At 63.6% G+C, this 22,241-nt stretch carries 23 protein-coding genes; 13 read left to right on the top strand and 10 right to left on the bottom strand.

Annotated elements, in window-relative coordinates; genetic code table 11:
- The first annotated feature begins 10 nt into the window (after positions 1-10).
- Entirely contained in the window at positions 11-1,009 is a 999-nt protein-coding gene (locus ABVN20_RS02900) for an NAD(P)H-quinone oxidoreductase (protein ID WP_368553936.1), read from the top strand.
- Between the two features lie 227 nt (positions 1,010-1,236).
- On the top strand, positions 1,237-2,193 hold the full coding sequence (locus ABVN20_RS02895; protein ID WP_368553934.1) for an alpha/beta hydrolase: 957 nt from the start codon (positions 1,237-1,239) through the stop codon (positions 2,191-2,193).
- 335 nt (positions 2,194-2,528) lie between these two features.
- Here ABVN20_RS02895 and ABVN20_RS02890 read toward each other — a convergent pair whose 3' ends face one another.
- Positions 2,529-3,536 carry an AraC family transcriptional regulator gene (locus ABVN20_RS02890; RefSeq protein ID WP_368553932.1) on the bottom strand — a complete coding sequence of 336 codons (1,008 nt, stop codon included), beginning with the start codon at positions 3,534-3,536 and terminating at the stop codon, positions 2,529-2,531.
- Positions 3,537-3,699: 163 nt separating this feature from the next.
- On the opposite strand from ABVN20_RS02890, the gene ABVN20_RS02885 reads away from it, so the two are divergent.
- From ABVN20_RS02885 to ABVN20_RS02870, 4 genes are all read left to right on the top strand, one after another.
- Entirely contained in the window at positions 3,700-4,551 is an 852-nt protein-coding gene (locus tag ABVN20_RS02885; RefSeq protein ID WP_368553931.1) for a 3-hydroxybutyryl-CoA dehydrogenase, read from the top strand.
- Positions 4,538-5,140, top strand: a complete 603-nt coding sequence (locus ABVN20_RS02880; protein ID WP_368553929.1) for a TetR/AcrR family transcriptional regulator — start codon at positions 4,538-4,540, stop codon at positions 5,138-5,140. The genes ABVN20_RS02885 and ABVN20_RS02880 overlap by 14 nt, the downstream gene beginning before the upstream one ends.
- 111 nt (positions 5,141-5,251) lie before the next feature.
- Positions 5,252-5,665 carry a VOC family protein gene (locus tag ABVN20_RS02875; protein ID WP_368553927.1) on the top strand — a complete coding sequence of 138 codons (414 nt, stop codon included), beginning with the start codon at positions 5,252-5,254 and terminating at the stop codon, positions 5,663-5,665.
- 250 nt (positions 5,666-5,915) lie between these two features.
- Positions 5,916-6,332: a hypothetical protein gene (locus ABVN20_RS02870; RefSeq protein ID WP_368553925.1), complete on the top strand. Its 417-nt coding sequence runs from the start codon at positions 5,916-5,918 to the stop codon at positions 6,330-6,332.
- 132 nt (positions 6,333-6,464) lie between these two features.
- Here ABVN20_RS02870 and ABVN20_RS02865 read toward each other — a convergent pair whose 3' ends face one another.
- Positions 6,465-7,352 carry a hypothetical protein gene (locus ABVN20_RS02865; protein ID WP_368553923.1) on the bottom strand — a complete coding sequence of 296 codons (888 nt, stop codon included), beginning with the start codon at positions 7,350-7,352 and terminating at the stop codon, positions 6,465-6,467.
- A 300-nt stretch (positions 7,353-7,652) separates the two neighbouring features.
- Between ABVN20_RS02865 and ABVN20_RS02860 the strand changes: the two genes are divergently transcribed.
- The 7 genes from ABVN20_RS02860 to ABVN20_RS02830 all read left to right on the top strand — a co-directional run bounded on the left by ABVN20_RS02860 (position 7,653) and on the right by ABVN20_RS02830 (position 14,469).
- Positions 7,653-7,859, top strand: coding sequence for a hypothetical protein (locus ABVN20_RS02860; protein ID WP_368553921.1), 207 nt, complete (start codon positions 7,653-7,655; stop codon positions 7,857-7,859).
- A 178-nt stretch (positions 7,860-8,037) separates the two neighbouring features.
- Positions 8,038-8,847: a response regulator transcription factor gene (locus tag ABVN20_RS02855; protein ID WP_368553919.1), complete on the top strand. Its 810-nt coding sequence runs from the start codon at positions 8,038-8,040 to the stop codon at positions 8,845-8,847.
- Between the two features lie 98 nt (positions 8,848-8,945).
- Positions 8,946-10,055, top strand: coding sequence for an ABC transporter ATP-binding protein (locus ABVN20_RS02850; RefSeq protein ID WP_368553917.1), 1,110 nt, complete (start codon positions 8,946-8,948; stop codon positions 10,053-10,055).
- A 34-nt stretch (positions 10,056-10,089) separates the two neighbouring features.
- Positions 10,090-11,232, top strand: coding sequence for a PotD/PotF family extracellular solute-binding protein (locus tag ABVN20_RS02845; RefSeq protein ID WP_368553915.1), 1,143 nt, complete (start codon positions 10,090-10,092; stop codon positions 11,230-11,232).
- 31 nt (positions 11,233-11,263) lie between these two features.
- Positions 11,264-12,175, top strand: a complete 912-nt coding sequence (locus tag ABVN20_RS02840) for an ABC transporter permease (RefSeq protein ID WP_368553914.1) — start codon at positions 11,264-11,266, stop codon at positions 12,173-12,175.
- 1 nt (position 12,176) lies between these two features.
- On the top strand, positions 12,177-13,004 hold the full coding sequence (locus ABVN20_RS02835; RefSeq protein WP_368553912.1) for an ABC transporter permease: 828 nt from the start codon (positions 12,177-12,179) through the stop codon (positions 13,002-13,004).
- A complete protein-coding gene (locus tag ABVN20_RS02830) occupies positions 12,997-14,469 on the top strand; it encodes an aldehyde dehydrogenase family protein (protein WP_368553910.1) in 1,473 nt (490 codons plus the stop codon). The genes ABVN20_RS02835 and ABVN20_RS02830 overlap by 8 nt, the downstream gene beginning before the upstream one ends.
- Positions 14,470-14,705: 236 nt before the next feature.
- Here the strand turns inward: ABVN20_RS02830 and ABVN20_RS02825 are convergent, their stop codons facing one another.
- The 8 genes from ABVN20_RS02825 to ABVN20_RS02790 form a co-directional block, all read right to left on the bottom strand.
- Positions 14,706-16,220 carry an aldehyde dehydrogenase gene (locus ABVN20_RS02825; RefSeq protein ID WP_368553908.1) on the bottom strand — a complete coding sequence of 505 codons (1,515 nt, stop codon included), beginning with the start codon at positions 16,218-16,220 and terminating at the stop codon, positions 14,706-14,708.
- The gene (locus tag ABVN20_RS02820; RefSeq protein ID WP_368553906.1) at positions 16,207-17,274 is read right to left on the bottom strand and encodes an aminoglycoside phosphotransferase family protein; all 1,068 of its coding nucleotides are present in this window, start codon (positions 17,272-17,274) and stop codon (positions 16,207-16,209) included. Before ABVN20_RS02820 ends, ABVN20_RS02825 begins: the two co-directional genes overlap by 14 nt.
- Before the next feature lie 5 nt (positions 17,275-17,279).
- On the bottom strand, positions 17,280-17,624 hold the full coding sequence (locus ABVN20_RS02815; protein WP_368553905.1) for a cupin domain-containing protein: 345 nt from the start codon (positions 17,622-17,624) through the stop codon (positions 17,280-17,282).
- Between the two features lie 158 nt (positions 17,625-17,782).
- Positions 17,783-18,151, bottom strand: coding sequence for a cupin domain-containing protein (locus tag ABVN20_RS02810; protein ID WP_368553903.1), 369 nt, complete (start codon positions 18,149-18,151; stop codon positions 17,783-17,785).
- Positions 18,144-19,427, bottom strand: a complete 1,284-nt coding sequence (locus ABVN20_RS02805) for a nucleotide disphospho-sugar-binding domain-containing protein (RefSeq protein ID WP_368553901.1) — start codon at positions 19,425-19,427, stop codon at positions 18,144-18,146. The genes ABVN20_RS02810 and ABVN20_RS02805 overlap by 8 nt, the downstream gene beginning before the upstream one ends.
- Positions 19,428-19,460: 33 nt before the next feature.
- Entirely contained in the window at positions 19,461-20,537 is a 1,077-nt protein-coding gene (locus tag ABVN20_RS02800) for an ABC transporter ATP-binding protein (protein ID WP_368553900.1), read from the bottom strand.
- Complete coding sequence (locus tag ABVN20_RS02795) at positions 20,530-21,336, bottom strand: ABC transporter permease (RefSeq protein WP_368553898.1); 807 nt, start codon at positions 21,334-21,336, stop codon at positions 20,530-20,532. Before ABVN20_RS02795 ends, ABVN20_RS02800 begins: the two co-directional genes overlap by 8 nt.
- Positions 21,333-22,193, bottom strand: coding sequence for an ABC transporter permease (locus ABVN20_RS02790; protein WP_368553896.1), 861 nt, complete (start codon positions 22,191-22,193; stop codon positions 21,333-21,335). The genes ABVN20_RS02795 and ABVN20_RS02790 overlap by 4 nt, the downstream gene beginning before the upstream one ends.
- Between the last annotated feature and the right edge of the window lie 48 nt (positions 22,194-22,241).

The raw sequence follows: 22,241 nt of genomic DNA, 5'->3' as shown, positions 1-22,241 counted from the left end.
GGATGCTTCGATGAATTTGCCCAACAGCATGACCCTGATTGAAATCACCCAACCCGGCGGCCCCGAAGTGTTGCAGCCACGCCAGGTACCGGTGCCCCGCCCCGCGGACGGCGAGGTGCTGATCCGCGTGTACGCCGCCGGGGTCAACCGTCCCGACGCCTTGCAACGGGCCGGCAAGTACCCGCTCAAACCCGGCATGAACCCCAACCCCGGCCTGGAAGTGGCCGGTGAGGTGGTGGCGATTGGCAAGGGCGTAAACGAATTCATCGTCGGCGACAAGGTCTGTTCCCTGACCAACGGCGGTGGCTACGCGCAGTACTGCCTCGCCCCGGCGGGCCAGACGTTGCCGATTCCCGAGGGCATGGACTGGTTACAGGCGGCCGCCGTCCCGGAAACCTTTTTCACCGTGTGGGCCAACCTGTTCGACATGGGCGGCGCCAGCAAGGGCCAGCGCGCGCTGATCCACGGCGGCACCAGCGGCATCGGCACCACCGCCCTGATGCTGTGCCGCGAGTTCGGCATCAAGGCGTTCGCCACCGCCGGCAGCGCGGACAAATGTGCGGCCGTGCGCCAGCTCGGCGCCGAGGCGATCAACTACCGTGAACAGGATTTTGTCCAGGTGATCCAGGACAACACTGGTGGCAAGGGCGTGAACGTGATCCTCGACATCATGGGCGCTTCGTACCTGAACCAGAACATCGCGGCACTGGCCATAGAAGGTCGCCTGGTGATGCTCGGCTTCCTCGGCGGCGCCCGTGGTAATGACGTCGACTTGCTCGGCATCATGAGCAAACGCGCCACCCTCACCGGCTCACTGATGCGCCCGCGTACCGGCGCGGAGAAAGCCTCGATTGCCGAGCAACTGCGCGAATACGTCTGGCCAGTGCTGGCGGCCGGGCGCTGCCTGCCGATCATCGACCAGGTCTACCCGCTGACCGAAGCGGCGCAGGCCCATGCGCGGATGGAGGCCGGGGATCACATCGGCAAGATTGTGTTGCGGGTGGATTGAGTTCAGGCCCTCTTTGATCGTTCCCACGCTCCGCGTGGGAACGCATCCGGTGACGCTCCGCGTCACATCTTCCTATGTCGGCGGCAATGGAACGCGGAGCGTCCCTGGCGGCATTCCCACGCAGAGCGTGGGAACGAGCAAGTCACACAAAACCACACAAAAACCACACAACACCCGCCACGCATCTGTTAAAAATCGACTTTCCATGTTCAACCGGTAACCCAGCCATGTCCTCACCCCTGCTGACCACCCTGCGCCGACGCTGGCTGGCGCTGCTGTGCATGACCGTGCTGGTGGTCGGCCTGCCGGTAAGTTGCGGGGTGCTGCAACATACCGAGCGTGAGTTGCTGTTTCGCATCGAGCCGGGTACGGCCGGCTGGTATCGCGGTTTGCCCCAGGACGTTCAGGAGTTCGACATCCAGTCGCCGGCCTTCAAGGGCGGGCAGAACCTGCATGCCTGGTGGTGGCCCGCCGCGCGTCGCGATGCGCCTTCGATCCTTTATCTGCACGGCGTGCGTTGGAACCTCACCGGCCAGGCGTTTCGCATCGAGCAATTGCGGGCCATGGGCTATTCGGTGCTGGCCATCGACTACCGTGGCTTTGGCCAGAGCAAGGGCGACCTGCCGTCCGAAGCCAGCGTGTATGAGGATGCCCGGGCCGCCTGGGAACGCTTCAAGGCGCTGCAACCGGATGCCAGCAAACGCCTGATCTATGGGCATTCCCTGGGTGGCGCCGTGGCCATCGACCTGGCGGCAGACCTCGCCGCCCAGGCAAAAAAAGACCATGTCACCGTACCGGCGCGCGGCCTGGTCATCGAATCGACCTTCACCTCACTGGGCGATGCCGTGGCACAGGTGGCCGAAAGCAACCTGCCGGTGAAATGGCTGCCGGTGCGCTGGCTGCTATCGCAGAAATTCGATTCCATCGACAAGATCGTCGACATCGACATGCCGCTGCTGGTGGTCCATGGCCTGGCCGACGCCTTCATGCCATCGCGCTTCAGCGAGCAATTGTTCAACGCCGCCAACGAACCGAAAAAGCTGCTGCTCATTCCCGGCGGCACCCACAACAACAGCATGAGCCTGGGCGGTAACCAGTATCGGCAGGCCATTGAAAACCTGTTCAAGAGCAAACCGGCGCAGATGGCCGGCCCCACGTTGACCCGCGCCGCCCAGGACTCGTGACCTTCAGCGGTGACGATTGCGTTTGCGCGGTCTCCTTGAGTCTGCTCCAGGTGGTAAAGGGCCGAGTGGAAAGCCCAGTTCCTTGGGCGGTATACCCGTCCTGTCCCATTCTTCCATCATTCGCCGCAACTCAGGCGGCATTTCTTGCGGTGCTCTTATTGACATGTCTTCACCTTGGAAACTAGACCGAGAGTCAATAAATACAGCACCTCAGAGGCCCGTGTCATCCACGGATCCAGCGAGGTCGTGACAAGAAATTTCGGGACTACAAGCCGAGGTTTTTTCGTACAAAAGGCAAAGAACAACCGTACAAAAACTCGATCCAAGCCTTACGTTTAAGGCTGAAACTTCGCCCGATATTTCCCCGGACTTTCCCCCGTCCACTTCTTGAACGCCCGGTGAAACGCGCTGGGTTCCTGGAAGCCCAGTTGCTCGGCAATGTCGCCGATGCTCGCCCGGCTTTCGCGCAGTTGCTCGAAGGCCACGGCGCGGCGTACTTCGTCCTTGATTTCCTGGTAGGAACAGCCTTCGCGTTCGAGCTTGCGGCGGAAGGTGCTGGGGCTCAGGTGTTGTTCCTGGGCGAAGGCCTGCAAGGTCGGCCATTGGCTGTAGTGGCTGTTGCGCAGGCGCTGGTGCACTTGCGAGGCCAGGCCGTGCTGGTTGCGGAAGCGAATGACCAGCCACTGCGGGGCGGTGCGCAGGAAGACTTTCAGCGAGGCCAGGTCCTGCGCCACCGGCAGGCGCAGGTAATGGCTGGCGAATTCGATTTCGGTGCGTTCGGCGCCGAACGTCAGGTTGGGCCCCCAGAGCAGACGGTCGTCGCTCAGGGACAGGCGCTGATGGCGGAAGTCCGCGCGGTCGATGGGAATGCGCCGCCCGCCCAGCCAGCACATCAGGCTGATCATCAGCACCAGGAATGTCTCTTCGCCAAACCGCGCGACATCGGCGTTCGGCGCGCGGGTCTCCAGGCTGATGAACGCACGCTTGCCCCGCACCGTCAGGGTGCCGCGATAGTCGCTCAGGAACAGCGAAAAATTGCTCAGACACTGGCGCATCGCCTTGTGCAGATCAGGTTCCTGGATCAACGCGCGGCAGATCAGGGCGAAGCTGCCCGGCGGCATGCCGTGGGAATCGAGACGGAAGAACTCGTCGTGCATGTCGCGGATCTGGATCAGCCACAACGCCGCAAACGCGCTGGCCGGCACCCGTGCCGAAGGTTGTTCGAGCAGCGCCGGGTCGATGCCGGCCTGCGCCAGCGCCCGCTCCAGACGCTGCGGATCGTCGCCCAGCCCATGGATCATCGCCTGCACAAAGTAGGCGGCCACCGAGTCCTTTTCCCGCATCTGAACGCTTCGCTCCCCATCAGCCGAATGGCAAAAAACACCAGCACCGTTGAACAGTTTCGGCATAGGCCAACCGTCAAGCCGGTTCTAGACTCGCGGCAATAGTACGCCTTCGGCCGTTGCGGCGGCGAAGGTATCGCAGGGTTGATCGAAAGGACGGCACATGAATCTGCAAAACATTGGCGTGATCGGCGCCGGCACCATGGGCAACGGCATCGCGCAGGTCTGCGCCCAGGCCGGTTTCAAGGTGACCCTGATCGACATCGCCGACAGCGCCCTGCAAAAGGCCCTGGCGACCATCGACAAGAACCTCGAGCGCCAGGTGACCAAGGACACCCTGACACCCGCGCAGAAACTCGCCACCCTCGACAACATCCGCACCAGCACTGATTACAGCAGCCTGCAACAGGTGCAACTGGTGATCGAAGCCGCCACGGAAAACCTCGAGCTGAAGCTGCGCGTGCTGCAACAGATCGCCGCGCAGGTCAGCGCCGACTGCGTGATCGCCTCCAACACCTCGTCGCTGTCCATTACCCAACTGGCGGCCAGCGTCAGCGAACCCGCGCGGTTCATCGGCCTGCACTTCTTCAACCCGGTGCCGGTGATGGGCCTGATCGAAGTGATCCGTGGCCTGCAAACCAGCGACGCCACCCACGCCCTGGCGCTGGAGATGGCCACCACCCTGGGCAAGACCGCGATCACCGCCGGCAACCGTCCGGGGTTCGTGGTCAACCGGATCCTGGTGCCGATGATCAACGAAGCGATCCTGGTGTTCCAGGAAGGCCTGGCCAGCGCCGAGGACATCGACGCCGGCATGCGCCTGGGCTGCAACCAGCCGATCGGCCCGCTGGCGCTGGCGGACCTGATCGGCCTGGACACCGTGCTGGCGATCCTCGAAGCCTTCTACGAAGGGTTCAACGACAGCAAGTACCGCCCCGCGCCACTGCTCAAGGAAATGGTGGCTGCCGGGTATCTGGGGCGCAAGTCGGGGCGTGGCTTCCATGCCTATGCCTGAGCGCTGCTCGCGGTTCGCCGAGTACCGGGACAAGGTGCTGGAGTTGTTCGCCAGCAAGGGTTTCGGTCAGGTCGGCATGCGCGAGCTGGCGACGTGCCTGGGGCTGTCCCCGGGCTCGTTGTATCACCATTACCCGAGCAAACAGCATTTGCTGCTCGACCTGATCGAAGAGTTCTACGAAGAGCTGCTGGCGGCGCTGGCACGCATCGACCACAAGGCCGGGGTCAAGCGCGACAAACTGCATAACCTGATCCGCGCGCACTTGAACCTGCACCAGGAAATGCCCTGGCATTTTCGCCTGGTGGAGCGCGACAGCGGCTGCCTCAACGATGAGCAGCAGGCGCGGGTCCGGCAGTTGCGCGAACAGTACGAAGGCACCCTGTTGCGGATGCTCGGCAGTCGCCTGCGCCTGAGCGAACCGGCGCGCCTGGCCACCGGGCACGCCATCGCCAACCTGCTCAACAGCGCGCCGTGCTGGCTGGCGCAGCATGCACTGGATGAGCCGGCGCGCGATGAGCTGCTGGAAAGTCTCATCGGTGGCGCCATCGAGCGGCTGCTGCGGCCTTCGCTGCCCAGGGCCGTTGCCTGAAGCGATAAGCCGCTTCGCGGCAATAGACAAAACATCTAAAAGATTTTTGCGTGTGCTGCGCTCTAACGCTTTGCTATCGGAACTTCATCCATCGCAAAGCCGGAGCCTGCCATGAAAATCAATCCCTACCTCATCTTCAACGGCGACTGCAAAGCCGCGTTCACCTTCTATGCCCAGGCCCTGGGTGGCCAGATCGAAGCAATGATGGACTTCGCTTCAAGCCCGATGCGCGACGAGGTCCCGGCCGACCTGCACAACCTGATCCTGCACACCTGCCTGGCGGTGGGCGACCAGAAGATCATGGGCTCGGACACCACCCCCGACCGCCCCACCGATGACATGGCCGGGTGTTCGATCTCGCTGAATGTCGACAGCATCAAGGAGGCAGAGCGGGTGTTCAATGCGCTGGCCGAAGACGGCAAAATCGAGATGCCGCTGCAAGCGACCTTCTGGGCGGCGCGCTTCGGCATGCTGAGGGACCGGTTCGGCGTGGCTTGGATGGTTAATTGTGAGAAGGATCAGTAGTGGGTCTTGAAGGCCTGATCACCACCCTTCCCCTGACCTCATACCCATCCACTGTGGGAGCGAGCCTGCTCGCGATAGCGGTGTGTCAGTTAAAACTGATGTCGACTGACACTCCGCTATCGCGAGCAGGCTCGCTCCCACAATGATCGCTGACACACCGCTTTCGCGAGCAAGCCCGCTCCCACAGAAGCAGTGTCTGCTATCGTCAAACGGGCTACCCGACTCACGCTTCATTATCGGAGTACCCCCCATGCCGCTCCTGTCCCCCCGGTTAAAACTGTCCCTGCTGGCGGGAGGGCTGGCTGCCGCCTTCCTCGTCCTCCAGGGCTGCGCCACCGTCGACGCGCACACCACCGCCTACGTCGGCGTCGAACACCCAGCGCCGACCCTGCCCAGCGAAGTGCAGGTACTGCGCACCGAACCCCTGCGCCCGCACATTCGTCTGGGTGAAGTACTGATCGACGCCAGCACCGAACCGGCGCCGCCGATCACCGAAGTCGAACAGAAACTGCGCGAGGAATCGGCCAAGCTCGGCGGCGATGCCGTGGTGGTGGTCTACGACCACATCCAGACCACCGGGGCATTCGTTCGCGGCGGGCTGTGGAGCCGCGACGTCGAAACCGTCCAGGGCCGCAAGCTCAAGGGGATTGTGATCAAGTATCGGTGAGACATCACCTGTACCTGTACCTGATACCTGTAGGAGCGAGCTTGCTCGCGATGGTCGTCAACGATAACGCTGGCTGCCTGACACCCTGCGGTGCCCGAACCACCATCGCGAGCAAGCTCGCTCCTACAGGTTTCAGGGTGTTGGTGTCAGTTCCAGCACCCGGTTCCGGCCACCTTCGGCCACCAGGTAGCTGCCGGTGCCCGTGGCAATGATTGATTGCGGTGCCTTGAGGAACGACAAGATGGTCTGCCGTTGCCCCTGCGGGGAAATCAGCAACAGGCGCGCCCGGTGGGTCGAGTCTTCGCTGATCCACAGGCCACGTTCGTCGCAGCGCAGGAACGTCGGCTGATTGAGGTCGGCGATGACCACCGGGTCACTGCGGTCATCGGCGAGCAAACGAACCACGCCCTGGCCCTTTTGGGTGTAGAGCATGCGCCCGTCTGTACAGCGCGTGATGGACTCCGCTTCATCCAGGTTGTCGCGCACCACCGTGACGGTCTTGTCTTGCCAGTTGTAGCGCAGCAATCGCCCGATGGCCTTTCTGTCTTCGATGGCGTAGATGTCATCGCCGTCATCCCACAGGCCCTGCACGCTGGAACCCTCGAACAATGGCGTGGTTTGCCCATCCTTGAGGAACATGACCGGTTTGTCAGCTACCTCCTGACTGAACACCCAACCGCCTCGTGCCGGAATCAGGCCATCGGGTTTGGACAGTTGACCGACCACCACATGATGATCACCCGGCCCTTCGATGCGCACGATGCTGCCGCGCCCCTCGCGCAATTCCTGGCTGACCAGAATGGCGCCACCGGGCAACAGCGCCAGGGAAGCGGCCTTCGGCACCTTCGGATAGGCAACCCGGTAGCTCCAGCCACTGGCAGCCTGTACCGGAAAGAATGATTGCCAGGCGAAGAACCCGGCAGCGACGGCAACGGTAGCGCCGGCCAACGCCAGGCTGCATTTGAGCGTACGACGGGCCCGTTTTTTGGCCTGATTGATATTGTTCAAGGACTTGCCCATGGTTTCGACCGTGCCCACTTGTAGGAGCGAGCCTTGCTCGCGATGGACGTCAACGATAACACCGGGCAGCTGAAACCCCGCGGCGTTCTTGCGTCCATCGCGAGCAAGGCTCGCTCCTGCAGGGGTCGAGTTCACCACTCGTCGCCTGGCGTCTAGCGCCCTGAAAACCCCACAGCCTCTGGCTCACGGTTTGCACACGCAGGCGTGATCGTCAGGGAGCGTCGAAATCCTGGCGTAACAACCATCATCTATACTCACCTACGCCAGCAACGAGCTGGGTCAGCTTTTCGGAGATACAACGTGTCAACTCTCAGTGAAATCGCAGCGAATCACGCGAAAATGGCGAAAAAGATGGCCGGAGAGTCGACTGAAATGTGTGAGCGCCAACCCGTGGTGGTTGGTGGCTTCGAGGTCAGTTCCGTCGATGAGCCCGTGCAAGTGCCTTTCCATCTGATCGTGGGTGCGCAGGACGCCCCGATTGCCTTGACGGCAGGCTACGCGCTCTGACGGTCCGCCCCATAAATGCCTCGAGGATGATACTGACCCTGTAGCTCTCGGTAACAACCAGCCCCGTAAAGGTGCGTGTTTTTCCGCACGCCCCCTCGCCCGCCCCGCTATCCATGGCGCAAACCGCCATGGCGTAATTTGTGCATCGCTTGAAGCTTCCCTGTTACCCGAAGCTGCCATGCGCCCCAAGGAACTCAAACTCTGGACCACCGGTGTCGCCCACTTGCTCGACCTGCAAGCGGGGCATGCGCGACTGGCCGGGTTGAGCCACTGGTTGCGCCAGGTATGCCCGGTCGATCATTTCGTCCTGTTCGTCTACGAAGGCAACCACCGGCCACTGGCGCTGTTCGATACCTTCGCCGCCGACAAGCGTGCGGTGTATGTCGATGACTATCAGTGCGGGCCCTACCTGCTCGATCCGTTCTACCTGGCCTGCACCCGCGGGCAGGCGCCGGGGCTGTGGCGCCTGCGCCAGTTCGCACCCGACCACTTCTACCTCGGCGAGTATTACCTGACCTATTACCAGCAAACGGGCCTGGCCGAGGAAGTGGCGTTTTTCGTCGAACTGGGCGGCGGCGCCATGGCGGTGTTGTCGCTGATGCGCTCTTCGGCCAGTTGTGCGTTCAGTCGTGACGAGATGCAGTTGATCGAGTGCGCGCAAGGCGTGGTCGAGCAGGTCATCAATGAAGCCTGGCGCCTGCATCGGGTCCAGCAACCACGGCCCGCGCAGGATCTGGACTTCAAGATCCGCGAAGCCTTCGATCAGTTCGGCGCGCACATCCTCACCGGCCGCGAACAGGAAATCGTCCAGCTGCTGTTGCGCGGTCACTCCAGCGCCTCGGTGGCCGAGCAACTGAACATCAGTCCCGGCACGGTGAAGATCCATCGCAAGAACATCTACGCCAAGCTCGGCATCGGCAGCCAGTCCGAACTGCTCGGGCTGTTCATTCGCGATCTCACCGGCCAGGAACTGGTCGTCGACGCCTGAAAACGACTCTATCCCCCAAGGGATATATACAGCGCAAAACCGCCATTGCTAGTTTGGCTCCCGTCGCACTGATTCATCACTGCAAGGGAGCCGGCCTCGTGAACGACAATTCGCCAAGTGATATCGAATTCTGCAATGTGGTCAAACGCTATGGCGACGTGACCGCCGTCAGTGGCCTGAACTTCGCCGTGCGCCGTGGCGCCTTCCACTCCTTCCTCGGCGGTTCGGGCTGCGGCAAGACCACCACCCTGCGCATGATCGCCGGCTTCGAACAACCCTCCAGCGGCGAAGTGCGCCTGGCCGGCCAGTGCGTCGCCGGTGTGCCGGCCTACGAGCGGCCGGTGAACATGGTGTTTCAGCATTACGCGCTGTTCCCGCACCTGACGGTGGCACAAAACATCGCCTACGGCCTGCGCTATCGCACCCCGCGCCCGGACCGCAAAACCCAGCTGCGCATGGCCGATGAAGCGCTGGAAATGGTGCGCCTGAGTGGCTTCGGCCAGCGCAAGCCGAGCGAACTGTCGGGTGGTCAGCAACAACGTGTCGCCCTGGCCCGAGCCCTGGTGAACAAACCCACCGTGCTGTTGCTCGATGAACCGCTGGCGGCGCTCGACCGCAAGCTGCGCAAGGAGATGCAGTCGGAACTGCTGCGCCTGCAACGGGAAGTCGGCATCACCTTCGTGCTGGTCACCCATGATCAGGAAGAAGCCTTGTCGATGAGCGACAGCATCAGCGTCATGCACGCAGGCTCGATCATCCAGACCGCCACCCCGGAACAACTCTACGAAGCGCCGGCCAGTCGCTACGTGGCCGACTTCATCGGCGAATCCAATCTGTTCAACGGCACCGTGCGCCACCTGCACGGCAACTCGGTGGTCCTGCGCACCGAGCAGGGCCTGGAATTGACCAGCCCGCTGACGCCCACCGGCAAGCCCCTGAGTGCCGACACCGCCGGGTGCATCGCGGTGCGCCCGGAGCTGATCAGCATCGCCGGCAACCCTGGCGACCTGGCTCGCGAAGTGAAGCTGCAAGGCTGCGTGGAAGACCGCATCTACCTGGGCAACTCCACCGAATACCGCGTGCGCACCCAGGCCTTCGGCGTGGTCTGCGTGCGGGTTCCGCGCCATCAGGACGCCCATGCATTCGAACACGGCGCGGCAGTGAGCGTCGGCTGGGATAACGCCAACGGCCTGGCCATGGCGATGTAATTCAACGATTCATCAACCGGATGTGGAGCGTGCTATGGACCAGAAGACGTTTATCAAAACCCTGCGCAGCTGGCAGAACGGCTCGATCAGCCGCCGCGAATTCCTCGGGCGCACGGGCCTGGGGATTGCCGCCGCAGTCGTCGCCACCAACATGCCCGGCCTGCTGACATCCACCGCGCACGCGGCCGAGCAGGCCAAGCTGGGTGATCGCCTGTCGCTGGCGACCTGGCCGAATTACCACAGCCAGGACAACCTCGATACGTTCGGCAAGACCACCGGCGCGCGGGTGTCGATGAGCGTGTTCGGCTCCAACGAAGAAATGCTCGCCAAGTTGCAGGCCGGCGGCAGTGGCTGGGACGTGCTGGTGCCGACCAACTACACCATCAGCACCTACGTCGGCCTGGGCCTGATCGAACCGCTGGACCTGTCGCGTATTCCCAATTTCGACGCTTCGGCGTTCCAGCAGAAGTTCATGGCCCAGGGCACAGTGGACGGCAAGGTCTACGCGGTACCGAAAAACTGGGGCACCACCGGCATGCTCTACGACACCGGCAAACTGAAGAACGGCCCCACCAGCTGGAAAGAATTCTGGGCCGCCGCGCAAGGTCCAGCCAGTGGTCGCACGATGGTCCACGACTACCAGTTGACCGCCATCGGCAACGCCCTGAAAAGCTTCGGCTACAGCTTCAACTCCCTGGACCCGAAAGAACTGGCCGACGCGGAAAAACTGCTGATCGAGGTCAAGCCGCACCTGTTCGCGATCAACTCCGACATCCAGCCGTCGATGCGCAGCGGCGATGCCTGGCTGGCGATGTCCTGGACCGGCGACGCCTCGCAACTGCACCGCGACAACGAGCAGATGCACTTCACCCTGGGCAAGGAAGGTGGCGAGCTGTGGAGCGATTTCTTCGCCATCCCCAAGAGCTCGGAGCACAAGGACGCTGCCTATGCGTTCATCAACTACCTGCTCGATCCGCAGCACAACAAGCTGGAAGTGCTGAGCCACGGCTACCCGAGCGGCGACAAGCGCGTCGATGCGCTGCTGCCCACCGCCATGCTCGACGACCCGATCATGTACCCGGCCGCAGAAGCCTTGAGCCCGCTGGAGTTCGGTGCAGCGGCCACGCTCACCAGTCCCGCGCGCGCTGAACTGATGGCGCGCTTCAAGTCCGCCTGAGCCCCTGACCATGGCCAATGAGGAGTCCCCCATGAACGCTGCCGCCCACCCGCAAACGGTGCAGCCGGCCCTGTCAGCCCCGGTGCGCCAGCGGCGCAGCCTGGGCCGACGGATCACCATGCTGATGCTGTTGCCCTCGACCCTGTGGTTCCTGCTGCTGTTGCTGATGCCGCTGGTGATCATCCTGGTCTTCAGTTTCGGCGAGCGCAGTGCTGTGGGCGGTTATGCCGGTGGCTTCACCCTGGCCAACTACCTCAACCTCGGTTCCCGTGGCGCCGCCTTCAGCAACACGCTGATGCTGGCGCCACTGGGCACCCTGGTGTGCCTACTGGCGGCCTACCCGCTGGCGTACTTCCTGGCGGTCAAGGTCACCCGCAACCGTTCGCTGTTGCTGACGCTGGTAATCGTGCCGTTCTGGACCAGTTTCCTGATCCGCACCTACGCGTGGATCTTCATCCTCAGTGGCAAGGGCATCCCGGCGCTGCTGGCAAGCCTTGGCCTTGAAGACGTGCGCTTGATCAACACGCCCTGGGCGGTGCTGATCGGCATCGTCTACGGCTACCTGCCGCTGATGGTCTTCCCGATCTACGTCAGCCTGGAAAAACTCGACAAGCGCCTGCTGGAAGCGTCCGCCGACCTGGGCGCCAGCGCCTTCGAAAGCTTCCGGCGCATCACCTTGCCGCTTTCCGCGCCGGGGATCATCACCGGGGTGATGCTGGTGTTCATCCTGTTGATGGGCGAGTTTTTGATCCCGGCGATTCTCGGCGGCGGCAAGGTGTTCTTCGTCGGCAACGCGCTGGTCGATCTGTTCCTGCAATCGCGCAACTGGCCATTCGGTAGCGCGCTGGCGATGACGCTGGTGGCGATGATGCTGCTGATCATCGGTGTCTACCTGAAACTGGTGGCGCGCTACGGCGGCCGCCCTGCCGATGGAGGCATGTGACATGTGGCTGCGCAGCTATTCGACCTCGCTGTACCTGTTCCTCTACGCACCCATTGCGCTGATCGTGCTGTTCAGCTTCAACGCCGGGCGCAGCGGCCTGGCGTTCGAATGCTGCTCGACGCAGTGGTTCGGCCGCGCCTTCGGCAACCCGTTCATCATGGAAGCGCTGGGCAACAGTGCGTTGATCGCCTTCACCTCGGCGCTGATCGCCACCCTGTTCGGCACCCTGGCGGTGTTCGGCTTGCAGCGTGCACACCCCAAGGTGCGCCTGCTGTTCGACGCCCTGACCTACTGCGCGATCATCGTCCCGGGCATCGTCATCGGCATCTCGACGCTGATTGCCTTCATCAGCCTGTTCGACCTGATCAACCCGTTGCTGGCCAGCTGGATCCCGGCTATGCCACGCCTGAACATGGGCTTCTTCACGGTAATCGCCGCGCACTCGCTGTTCACCATGGCGCTGGTGATGGTGATCGTGCGCAGCCGCGTCGATTCGCTGGACAAGGCCCTGCTCGAAGCCTCGGCCGACCTCTATGCGCCGCCGATGCACACGTTCTGGCGGGTGACGCTGCCGCAGATCAGCCCGGCGATCATGGCCGGGTTCCTGCTGGCGTTCACCTTCAGCTTCGACGATTTCATCATCGCCTTCTTCGTCGCCGGCTCGGAGACGACGTTGCCGATCTACATCTTTTCTTCGATCCGGCGCGGCGTGACGCCGGAAATCAATGCGGTTTCCACGGTCATCATCTGCGCGTCGCTGGCGCTGTTGTTCACTTCCCGTCACCTGCAAAACCGCCGTTCCGGCGTCCAGGAGTCTCACCATGCATGATCAGCTTTACATCAACGGCGAGTGGGTCAGCCCGGACCTGGGCGGTTACCTGGACGTCATCGACCCGGCCACCGGCCAGGCGTTTCATCGCGTAGCGGCGGGCACCGAAGAAGACGTCGATCACGCCGTGCGCGCCGCCCGGCGCGCCTTCGACAATGGCTGGAGCCAGACCACCGGCGCCGAACGCGCACAGTGGCTGGAAGCGCTGGCCGACGAACTGGAGAGCGGCCAGCAAGCCCTGGCCGAACTGGAAGTGCGCGACAACGGCAAACCCTTGCCCGAAGCGCAGTGGGATATCGGCGATGCCATCGGCTGCTTTCGTTACTACGCCGGGCTGGCCCGTGAACTGGACCAGCAGCAGGACCAACCCCTGGCGCTGCCCGATGCGCGTTTTCGCTGCCGTATCCGCCACGAGCCGATTGGCGTGGCCGGGCAGATCATTCCGTGGAACTACCCGCTGCTGATGGCGGCCTGGAAAGTCGCGCCGGCCCTGGCCGCCGGGGCGACGCTGGTACTGAAACCGTCGGAACTGACCCCGCTGACCGCCCTGGAACTGGCCGCAGCGGCGGACCGCATCGGCCTGCCGGCCGGGGTGCTGAACGTGGTCAGCGGCCTGGGCGCCGATGCCGGTGGCCCGCTGACCGAGCATCCGGGCGTGGACAAACTGGCGTTTACCGGCAGCGTGCCGACCGGGGCGAAAATCATGTCGGCGGCAGCGCGTGACATCAAGAACATCAGCCTGGAGCTGGGCGGCAAATCGGCGTTCATCGTGTTCGACGACGCCGATGTCGAGGCGGCGGTGGAGTGGATTCTGTTCGGGATTTTCTGGAACCAGGGCCAGGTGTGCAGCGCCACCTCGCGCCTGCTGGTGCAGGAAGGCATCGCCCCGCGGCTGATCGAACGGCTGGTGGCCGAAACCCGCAAGATCAGCATCGGCCAGGGCATGCAGCCCGGCGTGTTGCTGGGGCCGCTGGTCAGCCAGGGGCAGTACGACAAGGTGCTCGGTTACGTCGACCAGGGCCTGGCCAGCGGTGCCCGCCTGCTCACCGGCGGCCAGCGCCCGGCGCACCTGCCCGAGGGCTATTTCATTGAACCGGCGATCTTCGATGAGCCGGGGCACAACAGCATCCTGTGGCGCGAAGAAGTGTTCGGCCCGGTGTTGTGCGTCAAGCGATTCAAGACCGAAGAGCAGGCCCTGCAAATGGCCAACGCCAGCCGCTTCGGCCTGGCCGCCGCCGTCATGAGCGCCGACCTCGAACGCAGCGCCCGGGTCGCCAACCAGCTGCGTGCGGGAATCGTCTGGGTCAACTGCTCGCAACCGACCTTCGTCGAAGCACCGTGGGGCGGCATGAAACACAGCGGCATCGGCCGGGAGCTCGGTGAGTGGGGGCTGCACAATTACCTGGAAGTCAAACAGGTGACCGAGTACATCAGCGACCAGCCTTGGGGGTGGTACCTGAAATAGCTGCTCCCACAGGTTTTGCGGTGTACCCCGGCTTTATGGGCAACCAATACCCCTGTAGGAGCGAGCATGCTCGCGATGGTCGTCAACGATGACGCGGGTTGTCTGGATGCCCGCGGTGCTCGGACCTCCATCGCGAGCATGCTCGCTCCTACAGGGGTGGAGGTGTGCCCAGAGCCTGTGGGAGCGAGCCTGCTCGCGATGGTTTTGACATCATTGCGGGTGTCAGAAACCCCGCGTCATTGTTGTTCAACATCGCGATAGAAGACATCATCACCATACGGATACCACCAGTCATGAATCTTCGGCTGGTGATCGATGATGACCATTTTCGAGCGGCGGAACGCCTCCAGGCCCTGCCGCCCCAGTTCGCGCCCGAGCCCCGACATCTTCCAGCCGCCGAAGGGCAGCGCGTCGCTGTCGATCAGCGGGTTGTTGACCCAGACCATGCCCGCTTCAAGACGCTCGGCGGCCTCCATCGCTTCGGCCAGGTCGGTGGAAAACAGCGACGCCCCGAGGCCAAACGGTGAGTCATTGGCCAGGCGCACCGCCTCGTCGAAATCACTGACCCGGCAGATCGCCGCGACCGGACCGAAGCACTCTTCCTGCAGGATCGCCATGTCGGCCGTCACGCCGGTAAGGATGGTCGGCTCATAGAACCAGCCAACACTGTGCTGCGGCGGCACCCGTCCGCCACACACCACCGTCGCGCCCTTGGCCACGGCGTCGTCGACCAGACGCATAACCTTGTTGCGTGCCGCCTCGCTGACCATCGGGCCGATTTCCGTGTGTTCAAGGCCATGGCCGATGCGCAGGGCCCGGGTACGTTTGGCGAAGCGCGCGACGAACTCATCGTGGATCTCGTCGACCACATAGAAACGTTCCGCCGAAGTGCAGATCTGCCCGCTCAGGTGGAACGCCGCAGTCACCGCCCCAGCCGCCGCGACTTCCAGCGGTGCATGCCTGGAAATGATCATCGGATCGCTGCCCCCGGCCTCGATCACGCAGGGTTTCATCCGCTCGGCGCAGGCCACCGCCACCGCCTTGCCCGCCGCCACGCTGCCGGTGAAGGCCACGGCGTGGGTGCCGCTGGACTGCACCAGCGCCTGGGCGGTCGCGGCATCGCCCGGCACGCAGGCCACCAGCCCCGGCGCCAGCGTGGTGAAGTGCTCCATGAACTTGAGCGTGCATAGGGTGGTGGCTTCCGCCGGCTTGATGATGCAGGCGTTGCCCGCCGCCAGCGACGCCGCCACCGTCCAGCACATCAGCAGGATCGGAAAGTTGAACGGCATGATGTGTACGCTGACGCCGCAGGGCTCATAACGCACATGCTGGAACGAACCAATTTGCGTGGTGCCGGCGACCTTGCCCGCCTCGTCCCGGGCCATTTCCGCGTAGTAGCGAAAGATCGGCGCGCAGTTGGCCAGCTCGCCCATGGCCTCGGCGAACGGCTTGCCCATTTCCAGGGTCATCAGCCGCGCCACTTCGCGGTTGCCGGCGCTGTTCTGTTCCAGGGCGTTAGCCAGTTTATGCAGGAGCGCGGCGCGGCTTTTCGCATCGACCTGCCGCCATTGCCGTTGCGCGGCGGTGGCCGCCTCGACAGCAGCCTGCACATCGGTGTCGCCGCACAGGCCGACCTGCCCGACCGCTTGCAGGTTGGCGGGGTCGAGCACTGTGCGCACACGCCCCTGGGTCAGCGGCAGGTATTGGCCATTGATGAAACGCAGTGCGGTGTCAGGACTAAAGAGGGTCATGGGCAGATCCTTGAACCATTCGATAAGGGGTTTGGCGCAATGCAGCGAGGGTGGCCGGCGGCAGTTCGTCGCGCCAGCCCGGCACATGGCCGTTGAGCCACGCGCGCAGCGGCCCGAAGGCCTCGGCGTCGAGGGCACGCACGAACAGCCCCAGGGTGCGCGGCAGGTGCGCCAGGTAACCGTGCTTGCCATCGCGGCCGGCCAGGCGCACGAAAATCCCCAGCACCTTGGCGTGACGCTGGGCGGCGAGCCGGCGGTAGTCTTCGAGAAAACGCAGCGAGTCGAGCTCCGGGCGCTGCATCAGGTAATGGGTCAGCAAGGCCACCCGCAATCCTTCGGGCACATCGCGGCGGGCGTCTTCGAGCAAGGACATCAGGTCGTAGGCCGCCGCGCCATTCAAGGCATCCTGAAAGTCCAGCAAGCCACAGGCCGCCACGCCCTGGCGGCCTTCGAGCAGCATCAGGTTGTCCACGTGGTAGTCGCGCAGCACCAGCGCTTCGCGGCGTTGCGCAACCTCGCGGCAGGCCTCGGCGAACAGCGCCAGGTACGCCCCACGAAGCTCGCGCGCAGCCTCCTGGCCGATCAGCAGCGGCGCGTACCAGTCGATGAACAGTGCGCATTCGTCACTCAACTGCCCGGCATCGTACGGCGCCAGTGCCGCAGCGGGCGGCGCGCGATGCAACGCCACCAGCGCATCCACCGCCAAGCGGTAGAGCGCCCCTTCCGGGTGCCCGGCCGCCAGCAGGCGGGTGTAGGTGTCGTGACCGAAATCCTCGATCAACGCCAACCCCGCCTCCTCGTCCACCAGGATCAGGCCCGGCGCCGACAGCCCCAGGCCGTGAAGATGCCGGGCAACCTGGACGAACGGGCCGATCGGCTCGCTGTGCGGTGGCGAGTCCATCAGCAACAGACCCTCGCCGCCCAGGCGGAAATAGCGTCGGGTCGAGGCATCCGCCGGCAACGCCTCCAAGGGCGCCGCGGCCAACCCGGCACGCGCCAGGAAGGCGGCGCGCTGGCGTTCGCGCTCGGCTGCGGTCACAGATGTCTGGGTCATGGCGGTCACCGGATCATGTAGACCTTTTTCACCGTCTCATGGACGGTGCACACGCCCTTCCAGTCCTTGCGGAAAAACGCCGCGGTGTCGGGCTTGATCTCGATCACTTCACCGGACTCGTGCACGTAGGTGCAGCGGCCTTCGAGGAAGTGGCAGAACTCGTCGCTGGTGACGTGGCAGAACCACTTGCCCGGGGTGCAGATCCACACGCCGCACTCGGACTGCCCTTCCGGGCCCTTGTGCAGGACGACGCCGCTGACCCGGGACTCGCCTTCGAGCATGGTGGGGATCACGCCCCAGTCCTTGACGTCGGTGATGTTCAGGGGGTTGTACAGAAATGGGGTGGTCATAAACATTCTCCAAATGAGTGATATCCCCTGTAGGAGCGAGCTTGTCGAGACGTCGAACCGTCGCGATGGATTCCGAAACACCGAGGGGTGTCAGGTTTCCCACGTCATCGTTGACGACCATCGCGGGCAAGCCCGCTCCTACAGGTTCGGGTTGGGTTTCAAGCCAGCATGTAAACGTTACGCAGGGTCGCCCGCACATGGCATTCGCCAGTCCAGCCGGCCGGGAACAGCACCAGCGTGTTGGCGCGGATTTCGATCACCTCACCGTTGTCGTGACGGTACGTGGCATCGCCTTCGAGGAAATGGCACAGCTCGTCACGGGGAATCGACAGGCGCCAGCGCCCTGGGGTGCACACCCACAGGCCGGTTTCGGGGCTGTTGTTGGGACCCTTGAACAGCAGGCGCCCGCTGGAATGCGAGACGCCTTCGACGGCGTCACTCTGCACGCCCCAATCCACCAGGTCGGTGCGGGTGCTGACGGCTTCGAGGTACGGGGTGAACCCCGCCGTGGTGTTGGTATCAAGCATCGTTCAGGACCTTGTCGAGAATGGCCGCTGCATCGGCAGGGCCCTTGCGGGATTGCATCTGCGCGCTGGTGCGCTGCAAGCGTTGGCGCATGCTCTGGTCGTTCAGGCAGGCGGCGAGTTTTTCCGCCAGTTGCGCCTCGGTCCACTCGTAGCGATCGAGCCTGAAGCCGTGGCCGCTTTCCTCGGCGCGCATGGCGTTGTCGTGACCGTCCCAGACGTAGGACATGACGATCGCCGGCTTACCGAAGAACAGGCATTCGGTGAAGCTGTTGTTGCCGCCGTGGTGGATCACCGCGTCGACCTGGGCGATCACCGACGGCTGCGGGAACCAGTTGGAAATCTGCACATTGCCCGGCAGGTCCGGGTATTCGTCCAGGTGCTCGCCGACGTTGAACAGCGCCCGGTATGGCAACTGCCCCACGGCGCGGATGAGCCGTTGCAGCAGCTCGACGTCACCTGAGCCGAGGCTACCGAAACTGACATAGAGCAGCGGCTTGTCGTTGTGGACGGCAAACGTTGGAATCTCATAGCTCGTATCGTTGCGCACGCACCCTTGCAGGTAGTGGAAGCGCTCGGCCGGCAACGGGTGACGACGCTCGAACTTGACCGCGTCCGGGTACAGCAACAGGTTCATGTAGGGCGACGCTTCGAAGAAGGTGCCCAGCGGGTACGGCGCCTCGCCATGGGCTTGCAGGAACTGGTTGAAATCGTCGTGGATCGGCCCGACCACCTCTTCGAAGCGCTGGCGAAATTGCGCATGGCCGGCCTTGTCGTCGACACTCATGCCCGACAGGTGCGGCGGGATGTCCGGGTCCTCGATCTCGTTTTCCGAGCAGGAAATGATCCGCACCCACGGCTTGCCGTATTGTTTGATCGCCGGGAACAGGATCACGTTGTCGACACAGATCAGGTCCGGCTTGACCTTGTCCAGCACCGCCGGCAATTCCTTCTGTGCCCACTTGGCGGTGTCGACGATGGCGGCCCAGCACTCCTTCACATAGTTGTCGATCTGATCCAGCGGCGTCTTGCGAAAGTTGGGAATGTGGCCGTTGATGAAGTCGACCCAGTAGCGGGCCATTTCTTCCGGCGGCATCGGCGCGGACATGTTGACCATGTGTTCTTCAAAACCATAACCGGCATACACGCCGCTCATACCCGGGTCGGTGAGGAACACCGCCTTGTGGCCGAGGGCTTCGCACGCCTGGGCGATGCCGACGGAATTGAGGGCCGGGCCATAGGCGGCTTCGGGAAAGAACGCGATCACTTTCTGTTTCATCGAACACTTCTCCTGCCTGGTCTTTTTAATTGTTCAGCGCGTCAATACGCGGGCATGGCGAGCCTGCCAGCCGAGCCGGACCTGCATGCCCAGCGCAAAGTGGGCGCCTTCGCATTGCGAGGACGGCACCCGCACGATCAGCGGCTTGTCGCTGAACGCGGTCTGCACATGCAGGTTGGTGTCGAGGCCGTGATAGGCGATCTCGACGACCTGGCCGCCGACCTGGTTGGTGCAGGTCTCGCCCTCCCCCAGCACCTGCAGGCGCTCGGGACGCACCACCAGCGCCACCGGTTGCCCCGGCACCAGCGGCACCTCGGTTTCGACGTTGAATTCCTGGCCGTTGACCCGCACGCTGTGCTGCCCGGAACGCACGCCCTCGAGCAGGTTGCTGACCCCGATGAAGTTGGCGACGAAGCGGCTGTTGGGGTTCTCGTAGAGTTCGCTGGGGCTGCCGCACTGGCAGACCTTGCCGCCATCGAGCACCGCCATGCGGTCGGACATGACCAGGGCTTCTTCCTGGTCGTGGGTGACGATGATGAAGGTGATGCCGCTTTCCAGTTGCAGGCGCTTGAGTTCCAGCTGCATCTTTTCCCGCAGCTTCTTGTCCAGCGCGCCCAGGGGTTCGTCCAGCAGCAACACCCGTGGCCGCTTGACCAGCGCCCGCGCCAGGGCGACGCGCTGGCGCTGCCCGCCGGAGAGCTGGTCGGGCTTGCGCTCGGCCAGTTCGGCGAGCTGCGCGGTGCCCAGCACTTCATCGACCCGGCGGCGGATCTCCGCTTCCGGCAGGCGCTCCATCTCCAGGCCGTAGGCGATGTTCTTGCGCACGGTCATGTTGGGAAACAGCGCGTAGGACTGGAACATCAGGTTCAGCGGGCGCTTGTTGGCCGGCAGTGGCGAGATGTCCTTGCCATCCAGGTAGATGCAGCCGCCGCTGGGCGTCTCGAAACCGGCGAGCATGCGCAGCAAAGTGGTCTTGCCGCAGCCCGAGGGGCCCAGCAGCGCGAAGAACTCGTTCTCGCGGATGTTCAGCGACACCTCGTCGACCGCCAGGCCGTTGCCATAAGACTTGCTGACCTTGTCCAGGATCAGTACCGCAGATGAATTATTCATGGGTGCGAGGAGCCTTGTTCAGACGCTGCGAAGCCAGCAGCGCGGTGATGCTGACCAGCATCACCAGCGTCGCCAGGGCATTGATTTCCGGGGTGACGCCAAAGCGGATCATGGCGTAGATCTGCATGGGCAAGGTGGTCGACGCCTGGCCGGAACCGGAGTTGAAAAACGCGATGATGAATTCGTCCACCGACAGCGTGAACGACAGCAAGCCGCCAGCCAGCACCCCTGGGAAAATCGCCGGCAGCAGCACCCGGCGAAAGGTGGTGAAGGCGCTCGCGCCGAGGTCGATCGAGGCTTCGAGGATCGAGTAGTCAAAATGCTTGAGGCGCGTGCGCACCACCGCGCAGACGAAGGCGATGTTGAACACCGCGTGACTGATGATGATCGAGTGCAGGCCCAGGCCGACCTTGAGAAAATTGAAGAAGCTCAGCAGCGCGATGGCCAGGACGATGTCGGGGATGATCATCGGCGCCATCAGCAAGGTGTCCACCACCTGGCCCTTGTCGCTGCCCTTGCGGCGCAACTCGATGCCCAGGGCCAGGAAGGTACCGAGCACGCAGGCGATGAAGGTCGCCGCCAGCGCCACGATCAGGGTGTTGAGCGCCGCCGACAGGATCGCCGAGTTGTGGGCCAGCGACACGTACCACTTCAACGAGACGCCGCCCCATGCGGTCGGCAGGCCGGACTTGTTGAACGACAGCAGGATCAGCACCAGGATCGGCACATACAGGAAGGCATACACCAGCCACAGGTGCGTGTTCAGTGCGGTGCCGCCCACGGAACGCGACTGGCTCATGCGCGGCCCCCTTCTGCACGGCGGGCCACCAGGGCCTGGACGAACAGCAGGATCAGCATGATCGCGATCAGGAAGAAACTCAGCGCGGCACCGAACGGCCAGTCCCGCGCGGTGAGGAACTGCGCGTAGATCAGGTTGCCAACCATCTGCACCTGTTTGCCGCCCAGCAGGTCGGCGGTGATGAAGTTGCCGATGCTGAGCACGAACACGAACACCGCCCCGGCCGCGACACCGGGTACGCTGAGCGGCAAGATGATCCGGCGGAAGGTCATCCAGCCCGAGGCGCCGAGGTCCCGGGAGGCGTCCCACAGTTCGTTGTTGATGCGCGACAGCGACGAGAAGATCGCCAGGATCACGAACGGGATGTAGTTGTAGACCAGGCCCAGCACCACCGACGCTTCGGTGTACAACAGGTTGATCGGGTCACCGCTGTAGCCGAACAGTTGCAGCACGCGGTTGATCAGGCCTTCACGGTTGAGCAGGACGATCCAGGCGTAGGTGCGGATCAGGTAGTTGCTCCAGAACGGCAGCATCACCAGGAACAGGAACACCGCCTGGTGACGCCGTGGCGCACGGGCAATCGCGTAGGCTGCGGGGTAGCCGATCAGCACGGCGAACAGCGTCGCCAGCCCGGCGATTTTCGCCGACTTGAGCAGGATGCCCAGGTACAGCGGATCGAACGCGCGCTGGTAGTTTTCCCAGGTGAACAGCCAGTCGATGCCGCCGTAGGCGCCGCGCTCGACGAAGCTGTAGACCAGCACCAGCACGCACGGCACCACCAGGAAGATCAGCAGCCAGCCGAAGCCGGGCGCAAGAAGCCAGGCCGACAGGCGCCTGTCAGCATGCGAAGCACTCATTACCCAATCCTTTCGCCCGGGAGCCCGGGCGGCTTGCGAACGTGGCGA

The sequence above is a fragment of the Pseudomonas sp. MYb118 genome, assembly GCF_040947875.1.
Lineage (GTDB): Bacteria > Pseudomonadota > Gammaproteobacteria > Pseudomonadales > Pseudomonadaceae > Aquipseudomonas.
The sequence above is the reverse complement of the archived record's forward strand: the minus strand, read 5'-3'. Positions and strand labels throughout refer to the sequence as shown.